This is a genomic window from Curtobacterium sp. MCBD17_035, assembly GCF_003234815.2.
Lineage (GTDB): Bacteria > Actinomycetota > Actinomycetes > Actinomycetales > Microbacteriaceae > Curtobacterium.
This window is the reverse complement of sequence record NZ_CP126279.1, coordinates 771,961-785,834: the sequence shown is the minus strand read 5'-3', so window position 1 is coordinate 785,834 and position 13,874 is coordinate 771,961. Positions and strand designations below refer to the sequence as shown.

Sequence of the window (13,874 nt, the reverse complement as noted above, 5' to 3'; positions counted from 1 at the left end):
ACCTCGCGGAGCGGTGAGCGGGCCCGCTCAGGCGGAGACGGCCGCGACCGTGTCGAGGGCCCGATCGGCGACGCGGTTCGCGATGATCCGGATCTCGCCGATCGCCGTCGTCTCCCACAGTGCCCCGCGCAGCGCGTGCCCGATCGCCAGGAGCCGTCCGTCCACGTCGCCGTGGTCATCGCGGACCGCGCCGGACCAGTCGGCGTCCAGTCCGAGTCCGAGGGGCTCGGGCAGGATCCTCCCGCGCTCGAGCAGCGCATCGACGACGGGACTCCAGCCGGGTGTCGTCACGGCGGTGGGGCCGGTGCAGAACACGACGGCGTCGAACCCGGACGGGTCGGCGTCGGCCACGAACCGGAGGACGCCGCCGTCGACGAGCCCCTGGAGCTCGGCGTGGACCGACGGCGCCATGCGGTGGCGGTGGACGTCCCACCGGCGCGCGAGGTGCTCGACGAACCGGCGGCGGTCGGCCTCGTCCATCCCCGTCCAGTGCTCCATGAGCCGAGGGCGCATGCCGTCGATGACCGCCTGCCACGGTGTGCCGGCGTCCTCGGCGGCACGGAGCTGTACGCCGAGCTCGTGGGCGAGCCCGCCGAGCGTCGACACGGTCGGGTCGAGGCCCGGTCCGGGTGCCACCGGACCCGGCAGGTGCTCCGCCGGGAGCAGGAGGTGGCGACTCGTCGCGGTCATGGTGATCCCGGCCTCCCGGCGGGCGAGCGACGTGGCGACGTCCACCATCGTCAGGCCCGTCCCGACGAGCAGGACCCTCGAGCCGTCGGGCACGCGGCCGAGCGCACCGGTCGCCCACGGGTCGTCGATCTGCACCGCCGCTCCCGTCGGCCACGTGGCAGGCGGCGGGTTCCCGAGCGCGAGGACGGCGACGTCGGCGTCGATCGTCGAACCGTCCGCGAGGGCCACGTGCGCGCCGTCGTCGCCGGTCGTGCAGCCCACCGCCTCGCCCTGCACGACGTGCACCGGGTGGTCCGGGTCGGCGACGAGGTGCTCCGCGACGTCGACGAGGTAGTCACCGAACAGCCGGCGCTCGACGTAGTCCCCCGGCGCGACGTCGTACCCGTGGTCGGCGCACCACCGGACGAAGTGCGCGGCGTCGCCCGCGGAGACGCTCATCCCGCCCGCGGGGCTGTTGAGCCGGTGGTGCGCCTCGGCGTGCCCGTACGCCAGCCCGCGACCGATCGGCGTCTCACGCGCGACGATCGTCACGTCCGGTGCGGGCAGGTCCCGCGCGGCGGCGCGCTCGCGGAGCGCGACCGCGACGTACACGGCGCTCGCCCCGCCTCCGATGACGACGACGGACGTCCCTGTTCCGCTCACGAGTGCGCTCCTGTCCGGCACGCGCTGTCCGTCGGCGTGCTCAGCTCGACGCTAGCCGGTGCACCACGAGAGCCGGGTGGATGGACGCGGAGGGCGATCGTGGAGGCACAGGGCCCCCGCCGTCACACGGCTGCCGCGCGCGCCCCCACCCGGTGGGACGCACCACGGTGCTCGTCCGGCAACCGGTCGCCCCGGCCGAACAGCTTGTCGCGCAACGACCCCGCTCCGGATGCCTCCGGATAGGCCCCGCGGGCCCGGAGCTCGGGCACGACGAACTCGACGACGTCCTCCCAGGTCCCCGGGGTCACCGCGTAGGCGAGGTTGAAGCCGTCGACGTCGGTCTCCCGCACGATCTCCTGGAGGCGGTCCGCGATCGTCGCGCCGCTGCCCACCTCGACGGGGCCGAGCCCGCCGATCGCGGTCCGTCGCGCGATGTCCCGGACGGTCCACGTCGAACCGTCCTCGCCGGTCGCGGCCGAGAGGTTCGCGGCCGCGGACTGGATCGCGTTCGACTCGATGTTGCCGAGCGGCTCGTCGAGGTCGTACTGCGCCAGGTCGACGCCCATCCACCCGGAGTTGAGCACGAGGGCGCCGACCTCGGACGCGTAGGACAGGTAGTCCGCGTACTTCGCCCGTGCGAGGTCGTCCGTGGCGTCGGTGATCACGGTCAGCAGGGTGTAGACGCGAGCGGCGTACCGGTCGCGACCCGCCGCCTCCAGCGCGTCCCGGATCTTGCGCACGGTGGCCGCGAGCTGCGGGATCGTCGGCGCGCCGACGAAGATCGCCTCGGCGTGCTCGGCCGCGAACCGGATCCCCCTGGGGGACGCACCGGCCTGGTAGATCACGGGCGATCGCTGCACCGACGGTTCGGACAGGTGGATGCCCGGCACGTCGAAGTGCCGGCCGTGGTGCTCGATCGGGTGCACCTTGGCGGGGTCGGTGAAGACGCCGGTCTCGACGTCGGCGACCACCGCGTCGTCCTCCCAGGAGCCCTCCCACAGCTTGTAGAGGACCTCGAGGTACTCGTCGGCGACGTCGTAGCGGTCGTCGTGCGCGAGCTGGTCCGTCTGTCCCATGTTCCGCGCCGCACTCGGCAGGTACCCGGTCACGACGTTCCAGCCGATCCGGCCCTTCGTCAGGTGGTCGAGCGTCGACATGCGTCGGGCGAACGGGTACGGGTGCTCGTAGGCCGTCCCCGCGGTGATGCCGAAGCCGAGGCGCTCGGTGACGGACGCCATCGCCGACACCAGGAGCATCGGGTCGTTCACGGGGACCTGCGACCCCGTCCGCAACGCGGCCTCGTTCGATCCGCCGTACACGTCGTACGTGCCGAGCACGTCGGCGATGAAGATCCCGTCGAAGTCCCCGGACTCGAGCAGCCGTGCTAGGTCGGTCCAGTAGGAGAGGTCGTTGTAGTGGCGGGAACGATCACGCGGGTGGCGCCACAGCCCGGAGGACTGGTGCGCGACGCAGTTCATGTCGAACGCGTTGAAGCGGATCCGTCGGACGTCCTGGGGTTCGGTCACGCTCCGACGCTACGGCCGCCCCCGACCCCGCTGCCGGGTGTGTGACCTCGTGTGACGGGGGCCGACCGGGAGGGACGGGTCGGGTCAGCGCCCCGCGGCCAGCTCCGCGGACGCCTCGGTGGCCACCCAGGCGAGCATCGCGCACTTGACCCGCATGACGAACTTCGCGACCCCCTGGAACGCGACCGCGTCGCCGAGCAGCTCCTCGTCGGGCTCACCCACGCCCCGCGACCGCAGCATGGTCCGGAACGCGTCGGCGAGCGCCGTGAACTCCGCGACGGTCCGGCCCGGCGCCATCTCGGCGAGGACGGACGCCGACGCCATCGAGATCGAGCACCCGGCGCCCTGCCAGCGGAGGTCCGCGATGCGGTCGGTACCGGGCTCGAGCCGGATCCGCACGGTGATCTCGTCTCCGCACGTGGGGTTCCGCTCGTGGTGCTCGGCGTCCGCGTCGGGCAGCGGACCCTCGCCGGTGCGGGCCTTCGCGTGGTCGAGGATGACCTGCTGGTAGAGCCCCGCGAGCGCGTCGCTCATCGGTCCACTCCGACCTCGACCGGCGCGCCGGCGTCCGCCCGGCCGTCGGCGTCCGACAGCCCGAAGTACGCGCGGACGCCCGCGACGGCCTCGAGGAACCGGTCGACCTCGTCCTCGGTCGTGTACACGTACGTGCTCGCACGGCTCGTGGCCACGAGGCCGAGTCGGCGGTGCAGCGGCTGCGCGCAGTGGTGCCCGGCGCGGACGGCGAACCCCTGCGCGTCGAGCACCTGCGACACGTCGTGCGCGTGGACCCCGTCCACGTCGAACGCCGCCAGTCCCGACCGCGGGACGCCCACCCCGGGCCCGACGACGCGGACGCCCGGGATCGCGGTGAGTCCTCCGACGAGGCGCTGGGCGAGGGCCTCCTCGTGCGCCCGCACCCGGTCCATCCCGATGCCCTGCAGGTAGCGGACGGCCTCGGCGAGCGCGACGGCCTGCGACACCGGCTGCGTCCCGGCCTCGAACCGCTCGGGCGCGGGCATGAACTCGGTGTGCTCCATCGTGACCGTCGTGATCATCGACCCACCCGTGCGGAACGGCGGCAGCGCATCGAGGAGTTCCTGGCGTCCCCAGAGCACCCCGATGCCGTTCGGGCCGAGCATCTTGTGTCCGGAGAACGCGGCGAAGTCGACCCCGAGGGCGCCGACGTCGAGCGGCCGGTGCGGCGCGGACTGGCAGGCGTCGAGCACGACGAGGGCGCCGACGCCGTGGGCGAGCGCGACGACCTGCTCGACCGGCGCGATCATCCCGGTGACGTTCGACACGTGCGCGAACGCGACGACACGGGTCCGTGGTCCGATCACCGCGCCGGCGTCCTCGGCGGTCCAGCAACCGTCGTCGTCGACGGGGACCCAGCGGAGCGTCGCCCCGGTCGCGGCCGCGAGCTCCTGCCACGGCACGAGGTCGGCGTGGTGTTCGGCCTCCGTGACGACGATCTCGTCGCCGGCGGCGAGCCGGAAGCGCTCGGCCGCGGGCCCGCCCCGTCCTCGGCTCGCGTTGCCCATGCCGTACGCGACGAGGTTGAGCGCGTCGGTGGCGTTCGCGGTCCACACGACCTCGGTCGCGGCAGCGGCGCCGATGAACCCGGCGACGGTCGCCCGGGCCTCCTCGTACGCGTCGGTGGCGAGCGCGGCGAGCGTGTGTGCTCCGCGGTGGACGGCGCTGTTGCTCGTCTCGAGGAACCGCCGTTCGGCGTCGAGCACCTGCGACGGCCGTTGCGCGGTCGCCCCGGAGTCGAGGTACACGAGCGGGACGCCGCCGGCCTCCTGACCGAGGATCGGGAAGTCGGCGCGGATGGCGCGGACCTCGGCGTCGGTGAGCGGGTCGGTGGTCACGGTCGTCGTCACGGTGGTGCGGTCCTCCTGGCGCCCGGGTGGGCGGTGTCGCTCGGCACGGTGCCGGCGACGTCACCCGAGGGCGACCCGTCCATGGTCCCCGCTGTTCCGGATCCCGTCCAGTCGGTGACCGCGGTCAGGCCTTGTGCTTGCCCGATCCGTCGCCGTGGTGCGGCCCGCCGTCGTGCTCCTGGTCCGGTGCGCCGTGCGCCGCGTGGCCCCCGTGACCCGCCACGCCGTGGTCGCCGTGCGCCTGCGCGTCGTGCCCCCGGTCGTCCCCTCCTGGCCCCACGACCTTGCCGATGTGCTTGTCGGCCTGGTCCCGCGCGCCCTTGAGCTGGTCGCTGTACTTGCCGCCGGTGGCCTTGTCCACCGCGCCCTGCACCGCGTCGAGCACCTTGTCGCTGAGGCCCTCGGCCTGCTCGCTGCGGAGGGCGTTCTTCACCTTGTCGTTGCCCAGGAACTCCTGGGCCTTCTTGCTGATGTCATCGAACCCGGCCATGCGCGCGATCCTAGGCGCGATGCCCTGGACGGACACCCGCCGTACGGAGCAGACTCGGGGCACACCCCGAACGAACGAGGACGCCCATGCGCAACGAGCGGTCCGCACGCGTCGCCCGCCGCGAGCGACCTCCCCGGCTGACCATGCCGCTCGAGGAGGCCGAGCGGATCTCGACGAACGCGGCCGACGGGCTGCTCGACACGTCCGATCCGGACGTCGCGCGGGTCGTCGCGCAGGCCAACCGGGTCGTCACCCGGTCGCAGATGTGGGGCTCGACCCCGGACCTCCCGACCCGCCGCTGGCGGCGCCTGACCGTCCTGGGTGGCCTGCTCTTCGTGCTCATCTGGGTGGCCGGGCTGATGCTCCCCCTGCTGGCGTCGCTCGGGAAGTAGGCCGCGCGGGCCCCGGCGCCCAGCGAGGACCCCGCCGTCACGAACGGCGCACCCGTGGGCGCTCCGGCGCTACGCCACCCCGACCAGGCGACGCCGCCCGAGGACGTACCCGACGGCCACGGCACCGCCGACCGCCAGGAGCGCCGGGATGAGGATCGTCGGCCCCTGCCCGGTGAACTCGACGACGAGGACGAGCGCCGTGAACGGGGCGCGCATCGTCGTCGCCAGGAACGCGGCGGCGCCGATGAACGCGAACGCGGCGAGCCCCGACCCCGGCCAGACGAGCAGCCACGCGCCGCCGAGGAACGCCCCCGCGGTCGCACCGATCGCGATCGACGGGGTGAGCGTGCCACCGGCGGCCCCGGCACCGATGGTCGCTGTCGTCGTCGCGGTCTTCGCCAGCGACAGGACGCCGACCAGGAGGACCGGGGCCAGTCCGAGCACCGCCGCGTCGTGCAGGTGGGTGCCGAACGCCGCTTGTCCGAGGGCGCGACCGTTGCCGAGGACCTGGGGGAACCAGATCGCGACCGCTCCCACACCGGCGAACACGACGGGCATGACGATCATGACGCGCCACCCGCGCGGTCGTGCGGTCTGCAGCCGGTTCGTCAGGCGGACGAACCCGATCCCGGCGAAGCCGAGCACCGGTCCGACGAGCACCGCCCACACGACGAGCGACGGCGACAGGGTGAGCGTCGGCACCGTGTAGAGGGTCTCGACGGGCACGACGGCCCGGGCGACGAGCGCGGCGATCGCACTCGTCGCGAACGCGGGCAAGGCGGTGGCGAAGGTGATCTCACCGAGCAGGACCTCGACGGCGAACAGCGCTCCGCCGAGCGGCACGTCGTACACGGCGGCGAGTCCCGCCGCGGCACCGCAGGCGACGAGGATCCGCGTCTCGCGGCGGGTCAGCCCGGCACGGTCGGTGATCTGCTGGCTGAGCCAGGCCCCGATCTCACGCGGTGCGACCTCCTTGCCGATCGAGGCTCCGAGTCCGACGATGACGATCTGGATCCCGGCGTTCGCGACCGTGACGAGCGACGGCATGTGCCGGCCGTCGACCGCGCCCTGCACGGCGACGACGGGGCGGCCCCACCGGCGGAGCGCCCACCACGCGACCCCGGCCAGGAGGCCCGCGGCGAAGACCGCCAGGAACCGGTGCAGGGCGTCCGGCTCGTCCGCCGCCTCGTCCCCCGTGTGGAACGGGAACCCGAACGCGACGACCTGGATGAGGTGCAGCGCGACCCACACGCTGACGCCGGCGACGCCCCCCGCGACCCCGACGAGCGCGGTGACGACGACGATGCGGAGGGTCCAGTGCGGCGTGGAGTGCGCGCGCGGCCCGGCTCCGGTCAGAACCACCGCTTGACCTTGAACACGACGAACAGGACGACCGCGAACACGACCATCGCGACGATCGACAGGGGGTACCCGTACCGCCAGTGCAGCTCGGGCATGTTCGTGAAGTTCATGCCGTAGATCGCGGCGATGAGCGTCGGGGCGAACAGGATCGCGGCCCACGCCGAGATGCGCTTGGTGTCGTCGTTCTGCTTCTGCGCCGCCAGGGTGGCGTCGACCGTCAGCGCGTTCTGGAGCAGCGCACGGAACGTGTCGGCGCGGTCCGTGATCCGGATGACGTGGTCGAGCACGTCGCGGAACCGCCGCTGGAGCTCGAGGGGCATGTGGTACTTGTCGGCGCCGCGGTGCAGCGCCTCGAGCATGGCGACGAGCGGCCGGGTCGCGCGCTGGAAGTCGACGACCTCGCCGAACAGCTCGTAGATGCGTCGCGACGTGTTCGCGACGCCGGCGAACAGCTGGTCCTCGATCTGGTTGATGTCCTCCTCGAGCCCGTCGGCCACGGGACGGTACCCGTCGACGATGGAGTCGAACAGGGCCCAGAGCTGTGCCTGCGGTCCCGCGCCGACCAGGCCGGACTTGTGCGCCAGGCGGGTGAGGGCGGTGGTGATGGCGACGGACCCGCGCGGGTCCTCCTTGACGACGGCGACGAAGAAGCGGGGGCCGACGAACGCGTGGATCTCACCGAACCGGACGACCTCGTCGGCGTCGACGTAGAGGGCGGGACGCAGCACCGTGAACAGGGTGTCCCCGTAGCGTTCGAGCTTCGGCCGCTGGTGCCCGTGGGCGGAGTCCTCGACGGCCAGTTCGTGCAGCCCGAACGCCACGGCGACGTCCCCGAGCTCCTCGGGCGTGGGGTGGTCGAGGCAGAGGCACGCGGCGGCCTGGTCCTCCGCCACCATCCGGAAGGTCTCCTCGAGCGAGGTCGAGGAGATCGGGGCGATCTGGTCGACGAAGACGGTGTTGAGCGCGACGGGCATGGGTCCTCCGCCCCGAAGCGTACGGGACCGCTCGCGCTGGGTCGGACCACCCACGCCCCAGCGGTCAGGCCGTGGCGACCTCGAGGCCGTGCGCAGCGGCGACGGCCGCGTTGACGACGGCGCCGGCGTGCACGTTGAGGCCCTTCGCGAGCGACGGGTCCGCGGCGAGCGCCCGCTCCCAGCCGGCGTCGGCGATCGCGACCGCGTACGGCAGGGTCGCGTTCGTCAGCGAGATCGTGCTCGTCCGCGGCACCGCGCCGGGCATGTTCGCGACGCAGTAGTACATCGAGCCGTGCACCGCGAACGTCGGGTCGTCGTGCGTGGTGGGCCGGGAGCCCTCGAAGCAACCGCCCTGGTCGATCGCGATGTCGACGAGCACGGAGCCGGGGCGCATGTCCGCGACCATGGCGTCGGTCACGAGCTTCGGCGCGGCGGCCCCGGGGATGAGCACCGAGCCGATCACGAGGTCCGCGTCACGCAGGGCCTCGGCGATCGCGTAGCTGCTCGAACGGAGGGTGGTCACGCGGCCGTCGAACCGCGCGTCGAGGGCACGGAGGCGCGGGAGCGCGATGTCGATGACGGTGACCTCGGCGCCGAGCCCGAGGGCCATCGCCGCCGCGTGTTCGCCGGCGACCCCGCCGCCGATGACGACGACGCGGCCCTTCGGGGTCCCGGGCACGCCGCCGAGCAGCAGGCCACGACCGCCCGCGGTGCGCATGAGCTGGTTCGCGCCCACCTGTGCGGCGAGCCGCCCGGCGATCTCCGACATCGGCGAGAGCAGGGGCAGCGACCGGTCGGGCAGCTGCACCGTCTCGTACGCGATCGCCGTTGCGCCGGACGCCCGGAGCGCCTCGGTGAGCGCCCGGTCCGCCGCGAGGTGCAGGTAGGTGAACAGCACCTGACCGGGCCGGATGAGCGGGTACTCGCTCGCGACGGGTTCCTTCACCTTGAGCACCATGTCCGCGGCACCCCACACGGCGGCGGCGTCGGGGACGACCTCGGCACCGGCGTCCGCGTACTCGTCATCGGCGAAGGCACTGCCCGCGCCCGCGCCGGCCTGCACGAGCACCCGGTGCCCGTGCAGGGTGAGCTCGGCGACGCCCGCCGGGGTCACGGCGACCCGGAACTCGTTGTTCTTCACCTCGGTGGGGACACCGATCAGCATGGGGACTCCTCGTGGTCGTGCCCGCGGCGGCCCGCGGGGTCGAGGTCATTCAGGCATCCGTTTCGAACGGCCGTGTCACAGCAGCACATCGTTCGGTTGCACGCGCTGCTCGTGCTCGTGGATTCGGTCCCGGGCGCCCCGCAAGGGCGTGCACCGAAGGATCGACCGGTGGCGGGCCTCCCGGCCGGACTGTCCCCCGTTCACTGCGCGACCGGGCAGTCCGGTCCGGGTACCGTCCAGGCCACTCGACGACGAGCCGTCGAGGGGAAGGACCAGTGATGACCAACGAGGAACTCGCGATCCCCGACTTCGACCACGTGCCGCTCGGGGCGCTCCGGGAACGCATCGTCGCTCTCGATCGCTCGGACCTGCAGGCACTGCTCGACCACGAACGGGCCCACGGCGACCGCCTGCCGGTCGTCGAGGTCCTGCGCCACCGGCTCGAGGCCCTCGACGCCGGCGCCGAACCCCACGGCTCCGTGCCGGACCACCTGCCGGAGGTCCAGGCCGGCGTGCCCGGGGGCGGCGTGACCCCCGCGACCTCCGGGCCGCCGATCAACCCGCCGTCACACGGCGATCCCACCAACCCGGCCATGCCGCGCTGATCAGGAAGGAACTCCCATGTCCGACTCCTCCGCCCACCCGCCCTACGCCGCGACCGCCGTCCAGAAGGGCGCGCTGATCGTCGGGATCGTCTTCCTGGTCGTCGGGATCGCCGGGTTCATCCCGGGGATCACGACCGGCTCGCTGAGCGGTGCCGGATCAGGCTCGATGGCGATGTTGCTCGGCCTGTTCCAGGTGTCCGTGCTCCACAACATCGTGCACCTGGCCTTCGGTGTCGTCGGTGTCATCGCCGCCCGCGGTGCCGGTGCTTCGCGCGCGTACATGATCATCGGCGGCATCGTCTACGCCGTCCTCTGGATCTACGGCCTGTTCACCGCGAACCACACGAGCGGGGCGAACTTCGTGCCGCTCAACACGGCCGACAACTGGCTGCACCTCGTGCTCGCCGTCGGCATGATCCTGCTCGGCTTCGTGCTGCCGCGCTCGCGCAGCCGCCGGGACGACCGCATCCGCACCGTGGGCTGACACGCCCGGACGCACGACAGCGGGCCCGCGACGATCGTCGCGGGCCCGCTGTCGTCGTGGTGACGGTCAGACCGGGTCGGCCGCGACGTCCGTGGCGGGCAGCTCCGGCTCGGTCCGGAAGCCGATGATCTTGTGCGTCCCGTCGCAGTACGGCTTGAGCATCGACTTGCCGCACCGGCAGAGCGCGACCGTGCGTCGGCGGCGGGGCAGGTCCTCGCCGTCGGGGTTCGTGATGCGGACGTCGCCGCGCACGAGGAGCGGCCCGTCGGGGCACGCGACGATCTCGATGTCGGGGTCGTGGGTCATGGGCGGGGTCCCTCCGTCGGGGTGTCGGTCACGGAGCCGACACCGGCGAGGCGTCGGCGAGCAGGGGCAACGGGGTGGCCGCGCGCGGGAGCCGTTCGCCCGCGTACCGCACGCCGCCGCGGGCCCGGGCGACGACGGCGAGCCAGGAGCACACCGCGCGCTCGGCGAGCCACAGCGGCGACCACAGCGCCGCGGTCGGCGGGAACACGGCGGTCCCCCCGGCGCGGCGGCGGCCGAGTTCGGCGAGCCCGACCACGGTGATCGCCCCGGCCACGAGCCGCCGCGGTCGACGCACGGCGAGCAGCGCCGCGGGCAGGACGGCGAGTTCCAGGGCGAGCCGGAGCGGTTGCGCCCACGAGTCGTACGCCTGGCGCACACGCTGCCCCAGGAAGTGCCGGACCGTCGGCGGTCGGCGCGCGACGAAGCAGTCGTCGAGGCGGACCTGTCGACCCCCGACGGCCAGCACGGTCCGGACGAGCTCGCAGTTCTCGAACAGGACGTCCCCGTCGTACCCGCCCGTCGCGAGCAGCACCCCGCGTCGGACGCCGAGCGTCCCGGGCCAGTCCGACCCGAGCGCGCGGTTGAGCAGCGTGCGGCCGGTGTCCCAGCGGGCGTGCCACGGCGACGGGTCGAAGTGGTTCTGCGGCCGGACGACCTCCGCGTCGGCGAGCTGCGCGACGACGCGGGCGAGCGCGGGCTCGTCGTACCGGACGTCGTCGTCCGCCACCACGACCGCGTCGTGCCGGGCCGTCTCGACACCGGTGACGACCCCGCGGACCTTGCCGTTCCTCCCGGCCCGGTCCCGTGGCGGCAGCAGCCGGACCCCCGGCGGGAACGCGGCGCGGTGCCGTTCGACCGCGACCGTCGACGAGCCGTCGACGACGGTGACGTCGACGACCCCGACGAGGCGCGCCAGGTAGGCGGCGAGTTCCGTCGGGTCGGTGTCGTCGTCCCACCGGAGCGGCAGGACGTACTCGGCCGGCAGGCGCTCGGCGCCGCCGTCGGCGGCGTGGCCGACGGGACGGGGACCCCCGCCGCGTGCGGTCATCCGGCCTGGAGGGACGGTGCGGCCACCTGCACCGGTGCGCGGAGCGAGGACCGCCCGGCCTGGTACGCCTCGAGCAGTTCGGCGGCGGCCCAGCCGTCGACGGTGAGCGACGCGGCGGCGCCGAACAGCACGTCGTCGAGGAGCGCGGGCTCGGCCTCGACGAGGCCGCCCGCGAGGTCGCGCCCGGCGATCTGCTCGTGGACCGCGTCGGCCTCGACGTGCTCGTCGAAGTACCACGTGGCGTCCTCGTCGAAGCCGAGGCGCCGGAAACCGTCCCCGTACAGCTTGTTGGGGATGGACGAGGTCATCTCGTACGCCGCCAGGTGCCCGACGGTCGCACCGCGCAACCGACGGTGCTGCCCGAACAGGCTCATCATCGTGTTCGTCGCGAGCGTCAGCGCCGACACGGCGTCGACGTACGCGCCGTAGGAGTCGTCGAGTCCGGCGGCACGGACGGTGCGGGCGAAGATCGCGGAGTGCATGCGCTTCGGCCGGCCCCCGCCGTACTCGTCCGACTGGATCTCGACGAGCGCGGCCTTGGCGCGGCCGGTCAGGCGCGGGATCGCCCAGGAGTGCGGGTCGGCCTCCTTGAGCGTGTAGACCGTCCGGTTCACGAGGAGGTCGCGGACCTGCTCGAGCGTGGCCTTCCGCGCGACGTAGCGCGAGAGGCTCGGCCCCGAGTCGGCGGAGGTCATCGCGAACAGGGCCGCCGCGACGGCGTCCGCGGTCGGCTCGGGTCGCTCGGGCATCGGCACCCTGCGGCGGAGCTCGGCCTCGAACGCCTCCTCGAGCACGGCACGCACCGCGAGGAGGTCCGGGTCCCACTCGAAGCGGTCGTCGACACCCTGGATGCCCCCGTACGCGAGCTCCTGGAGCACGAAGAGGCTGCTCTGCACGTCGTCGTCGCGGATGAGGTCCTCGGCGTCGGCGATCGCGCGGCGGGCGGTGTCGGTGAGCGCGGATCGGTCGGCGTCCGGACGCTCGGTGAGCACGGCGCGGATCGCCTCGCCGAGCGGCCCGCGCGGTGCCGGATACGGCATCGGGGTCTGGGTGAGGACGTCGGCAGCGTCGAGGACGGCCATGGAGGGCTCCTTGCGTGGTCGGACAGCTCGCCATGCCTACGCCCGCTCAGCTGGGAACACGTCCGGGTTCGTCCCCCGGCCCGTGTCCCCCGACGGGTCCCCCGTGGCCCGGCTTCGGCGGCCGGCCTCCCCGTCGCTCAGGAGCCGAGCAGCGCCTGTCCCGCGCTCTCGTCGACGATGAGGTCCGTCACGAGCCCGGCCGCCAGCGCCCCCTCGAGGCTCGTGACCTTCGAGCGCCCCGCGACGACGCAGATCCGCCGCGGCGCGCGCTTCAGGGTGTCGAGGTCCGGCGCACCGGCGCGGGCGTTCAGGCCGATGTCCCGCCAGGAACCGTCGGCTCGGTAGAACACCGTCGTGACGTCGCCGACGACGCCGTCGCGCTTGAGCTCCTCGCGGTCGGCCGGGTCGAGGTACCCGCCCGAGTACACGTGGCTCGGGACGAGGGCCTGGGGCGAGCCGACCCCGAACAGCACGAGGTCCATGCGCTGGTGCAGGTCGAGCACCGGACGGAGGCTCCGCTCGCGGAACAGCGCGGCCTTCGTCGCCGGGTCGTCGAAGAACGCCGGGACCGGGAACTGCTGGACGACCGCCCCGTACGCGTCGCCGAAGCGGCGGAGGATCTCGCTGGCGTAGACGATGCCGGTCGTGCGTGTGTTGGCCGCACCGTTCACCTGCACGATCGTCGAGCCGTGCGTCGCCTTCGGCACGAGGTACCGGCTGATCGCACTCACCGTCGAGCCCCACGAGATCCCGATCACCATGTTCGAGTCGATGTACTGCGTCAGGATCCGGGCGGCGGAGAGCGCGACGCGTTCGAGCCGGTCGACGTCGCTCGTGTGGTCGGGCACGGGCACGACGTGCGCGTGCACGTCGAACCGGGTGCGCAGGGCACGGCTCAGGGCCGCGGCCTGGTCGAGCGGGGACCGGATCTGGATGTCGACGAGCCCGGTGTCGCGGGCGTACTTGAGCAGCCGCGAGACGGACGACCGGGACGTCCCGAGTTCGTCGGCGATGGCCTCCATCGTCAGGTCCTGCATGTAGTACAGGTGCGCGGCGCGGAGCGCCTGTTGCGTCCGCACCGCCTGTGCCGCGTCGCTCATCGTGCGTCCTCCGCGTTCGTGTGCCGTGCAGCGGCACCAGCGTCGCGCGGCACCTTGGTCGCGCGCCCTGCACGCACGTGCACGGCCGCTGGCTCCATTCTCGCCCCCAGCGGACGTGCGTTGCC

15 protein-coding genes are annotated in these 13,874 nt (G+C 73.3%); 3 read left to right on the top strand and 12 right to left on the bottom strand.

The window, feature by feature from the left end:
- Positions 1 to 27: 27 nt before the first annotated feature.
- The 5 genes from DEI93_RS03785 to DEI93_RS03765 all read right to left on the bottom strand — a co-directional run bounded on the left by DEI93_RS03785 (position 28) and on the right by DEI93_RS03765 (position 5,231).
- A complete protein-coding gene (locus DEI93_RS03785) occupies positions 28 to 1,332 on the bottom strand; it encodes an FAD/NAD(P)-binding protein (protein ID WP_181436039.1) in 1,305 nt (434 codons plus the stop codon).
- Positions 1,333 to 1,454: 122 nt separating this feature from the next.
- Positions 1,455 to 2,858, bottom strand: a complete 1,404-nt coding sequence (locus tag DEI93_RS03780) for an LLM class flavin-dependent oxidoreductase (protein ID WP_258372240.1) — start codon at positions 2,856 to 2,858, stop codon at positions 1,455 to 1,457.
- Between the two features lie 84 nt (positions 2,859 to 2,942).
- A complete protein-coding gene (gene sufU / locus DEI93_RS03775) occupies positions 2,943 to 3,392 on the bottom strand; it encodes a Fe-S cluster assembly sulfur transfer protein SufU (protein ID WP_111119811.1) in 450 nt (149 codons plus the stop codon).
- On the bottom strand, positions 3,389 to 4,741 hold the full coding sequence (locus DEI93_RS03770; protein ID WP_258372241.1) for a SufS family cysteine desulfurase: 1,353 nt from the start codon (positions 4,739 to 4,741) through the stop codon (positions 3,389 to 3,391). The genes sufU and DEI93_RS03770 overlap by 4 nt, the downstream gene beginning before the upstream one ends.
- A gap of 124 nt (positions 4,742 to 4,865) precedes the next feature.
- Complete coding sequence (locus tag DEI93_RS03765) at positions 4,866 to 5,231, bottom strand: Rv0909 family putative TA system antitoxin (protein WP_111013816.1); 366 nt, start codon at positions 5,229 to 5,231, stop codon at positions 4,866 to 4,868.
- 86 nt (positions 5,232 to 5,317) lie between these two features.
- Between DEI93_RS03765 and DEI93_RS03760 the strand changes: the two genes are divergently transcribed.
- Positions 5,318 to 5,623 carry a hypothetical protein gene (locus tag DEI93_RS03760; protein ID WP_111009979.1) on the top strand — a complete coding sequence of 102 codons (306 nt, stop codon included), beginning with the start codon at positions 5,318 to 5,320 and terminating at the stop codon, positions 5,621 to 5,623.
- 69 nt (positions 5,624 to 5,692) lie between these two features.
- On the opposite strand, the gene DEI93_RS03755 is transcribed toward DEI93_RS03760, so the two are convergent.
- From DEI93_RS03755 to ald, 3 genes are all read right to left on the bottom strand, one after another.
- Positions 5,693 to 6,985 carry a chloride channel protein gene (locus tag DEI93_RS03755; protein ID WP_258372242.1) on the bottom strand — a complete coding sequence of 431 codons (1,293 nt, stop codon included), beginning with the start codon at positions 6,983 to 6,985 and terminating at the stop codon, positions 5,693 to 5,695.
- On the bottom strand, positions 6,976 to 7,959 hold the full coding sequence (locus DEI93_RS03750; RefSeq protein WP_111009981.1) for a magnesium and cobalt transport protein CorA: 984 nt from the start codon (positions 7,957 to 7,959) through the stop codon (positions 6,976 to 6,978). The genes DEI93_RS03755 and DEI93_RS03750 overlap by 10 nt, the downstream gene beginning before the upstream one ends.
- Positions 7,960 to 8,023: 64 nt before the next feature.
- Positions 8,024 to 9,124: an alanine dehydrogenase gene (gene ald / locus DEI93_RS03745; protein WP_111119812.1), complete on the bottom strand. Its 1,101-nt coding sequence runs from the start codon at positions 9,122 to 9,124 to the stop codon at positions 8,024 to 8,026.
- A gap of 278 nt (positions 9,125 to 9,402) precedes the next feature.
- On the opposite strand from ald, the gene DEI93_RS03740 reads away from it, so the two are divergent.
- Positions 9,403 to 9,729, top strand: coding sequence for a DUF8129 domain-containing protein (locus tag DEI93_RS03740; protein ID WP_111009985.1), 327 nt, complete (start codon positions 9,403 to 9,405; stop codon positions 9,727 to 9,729).
- Positions 9,730 to 9,745: 16 nt separating this feature from the next.
- Positions 9,746 to 10,213: a DUF4383 domain-containing protein gene (locus DEI93_RS03735; RefSeq protein ID WP_111009987.1), complete on the top strand. Its 468-nt coding sequence runs from the start codon at positions 9,746 to 9,748 to the stop codon at positions 10,211 to 10,213.
- 66 nt (positions 10,214 to 10,279) lie between these two features.
- On the opposite strand, the gene DEI93_RS03730 is transcribed toward DEI93_RS03735, so the two are convergent.
- The 4 genes from DEI93_RS03730 to DEI93_RS03715 all read right to left on the bottom strand — a co-directional run bounded on the left by DEI93_RS03730 (position 10,280) and on the right by DEI93_RS03715 (position 13,749).
- The gene (locus tag DEI93_RS03730; protein ID WP_111009989.1) at positions 10,280 to 10,519 is read right to left on the bottom strand and encodes a CDGSH iron-sulfur domain-containing protein; all 240 of its coding nucleotides are present in this window, start codon (positions 10,517 to 10,519) and stop codon (positions 10,280 to 10,282) included.
- A gap of 28 nt (positions 10,520 to 10,547) precedes the next feature.
- Entirely contained in the window at positions 10,548 to 11,567 is a 1,020-nt protein-coding gene (locus DEI93_RS03725; protein ID WP_111119813.1) for a glycosyltransferase, read from the bottom strand.
- Positions 11,564 to 12,649 carry an iron-containing redox enzyme family protein gene (locus tag DEI93_RS03720; RefSeq protein WP_258372243.1) on the bottom strand — a complete coding sequence of 362 codons (1,086 nt, stop codon included), beginning with the start codon at positions 12,647 to 12,649 and terminating at the stop codon, positions 11,564 to 11,566. Before DEI93_RS03720 ends, DEI93_RS03725 begins: the two co-directional genes overlap by 4 nt.
- Positions 12,650 to 12,786: 137 nt before the next feature.
- Positions 12,787 to 13,749 (bottom strand): sugar-binding transcriptional regulator, encoded by a 963-nt coding sequence (locus DEI93_RS03715; protein ID WP_111009993.1) that lies wholly within the window; start codon positions 13,747 to 13,749, stop codon positions 12,787 to 12,789.
- Between the last annotated feature and the right edge of the window lie 125 nt (positions 13,750 to 13,874).

Coding starts and splice junctions, on each gene's coding strand:
- sufU (WP_111119811.1), bottom strand. CDS start 3,392: ATGAGCGACGCGCTCGCGGGGCTCTACCAGCAGGTCATCCTCGACCAC.
- DEI93_RS03765 (WP_111013816.1), bottom strand. CDS start 5,231: ATGGCCGGGTTCGATGACATCAGCAAGAAGGCCCAGGAGTTCCTGGGC.
- DEI93_RS03760 (WP_111009979.1), top strand. CDS start 5,318: ATGCGCAACGAGCGGTCCGCACGCGTCGCCCGCCGCGAGCGACCTCCC.
- DEI93_RS03750 (WP_111009981.1), bottom strand. CDS start 7,959: ATGCCCGTCGCGCTCAACACCGTCTTCGTCGACCAGATCGCCCCGATC.
- ald (WP_111119812.1), bottom strand. CDS start 9,124: ATGCTGATCGGTGTCCCCACCGAGGTGAAGAACAACGAGTTCCGGGTC.
- DEI93_RS03740 (WP_111009985.1), top strand. CDS start 9,403: ATGACCAACGAGGAACTCGCGATCCCCGACTTCGACCACGTGCCGCTC.
- DEI93_RS03735 (WP_111009987.1), top strand. CDS start 9,746: ATGTCCGACTCCTCCGCCCACCCGCCCTACGCCGCGACCGCCGTCCAG.
- DEI93_RS03730 (WP_111009989.1), bottom strand. CDS start 10,519: ATGACCCACGACCCCGACATCGAGATCGTCGCGTGCCCCGACGGGCCG.
- DEI93_RS03725 (WP_111119813.1), bottom strand. CDS start 11,567: ATGACCGCACGCGGCGGGGGTCCCCGTCCCGTCGGCCACGCCGCCGAC.
- DEI93_RS03720 (WP_258372243.1), bottom strand. CDS start 12,649: ATGGCCGTCCTCGACGCTGCCGACGTCCTCACCCAGACCCCGATGCCG.
- DEI93_RS03715 (WP_111009993.1), bottom strand. CDS start 13,749: ATGAGCGACGCGGCACAGGCGGTGCGGACGCAACAGGCGCTCCGCGCC.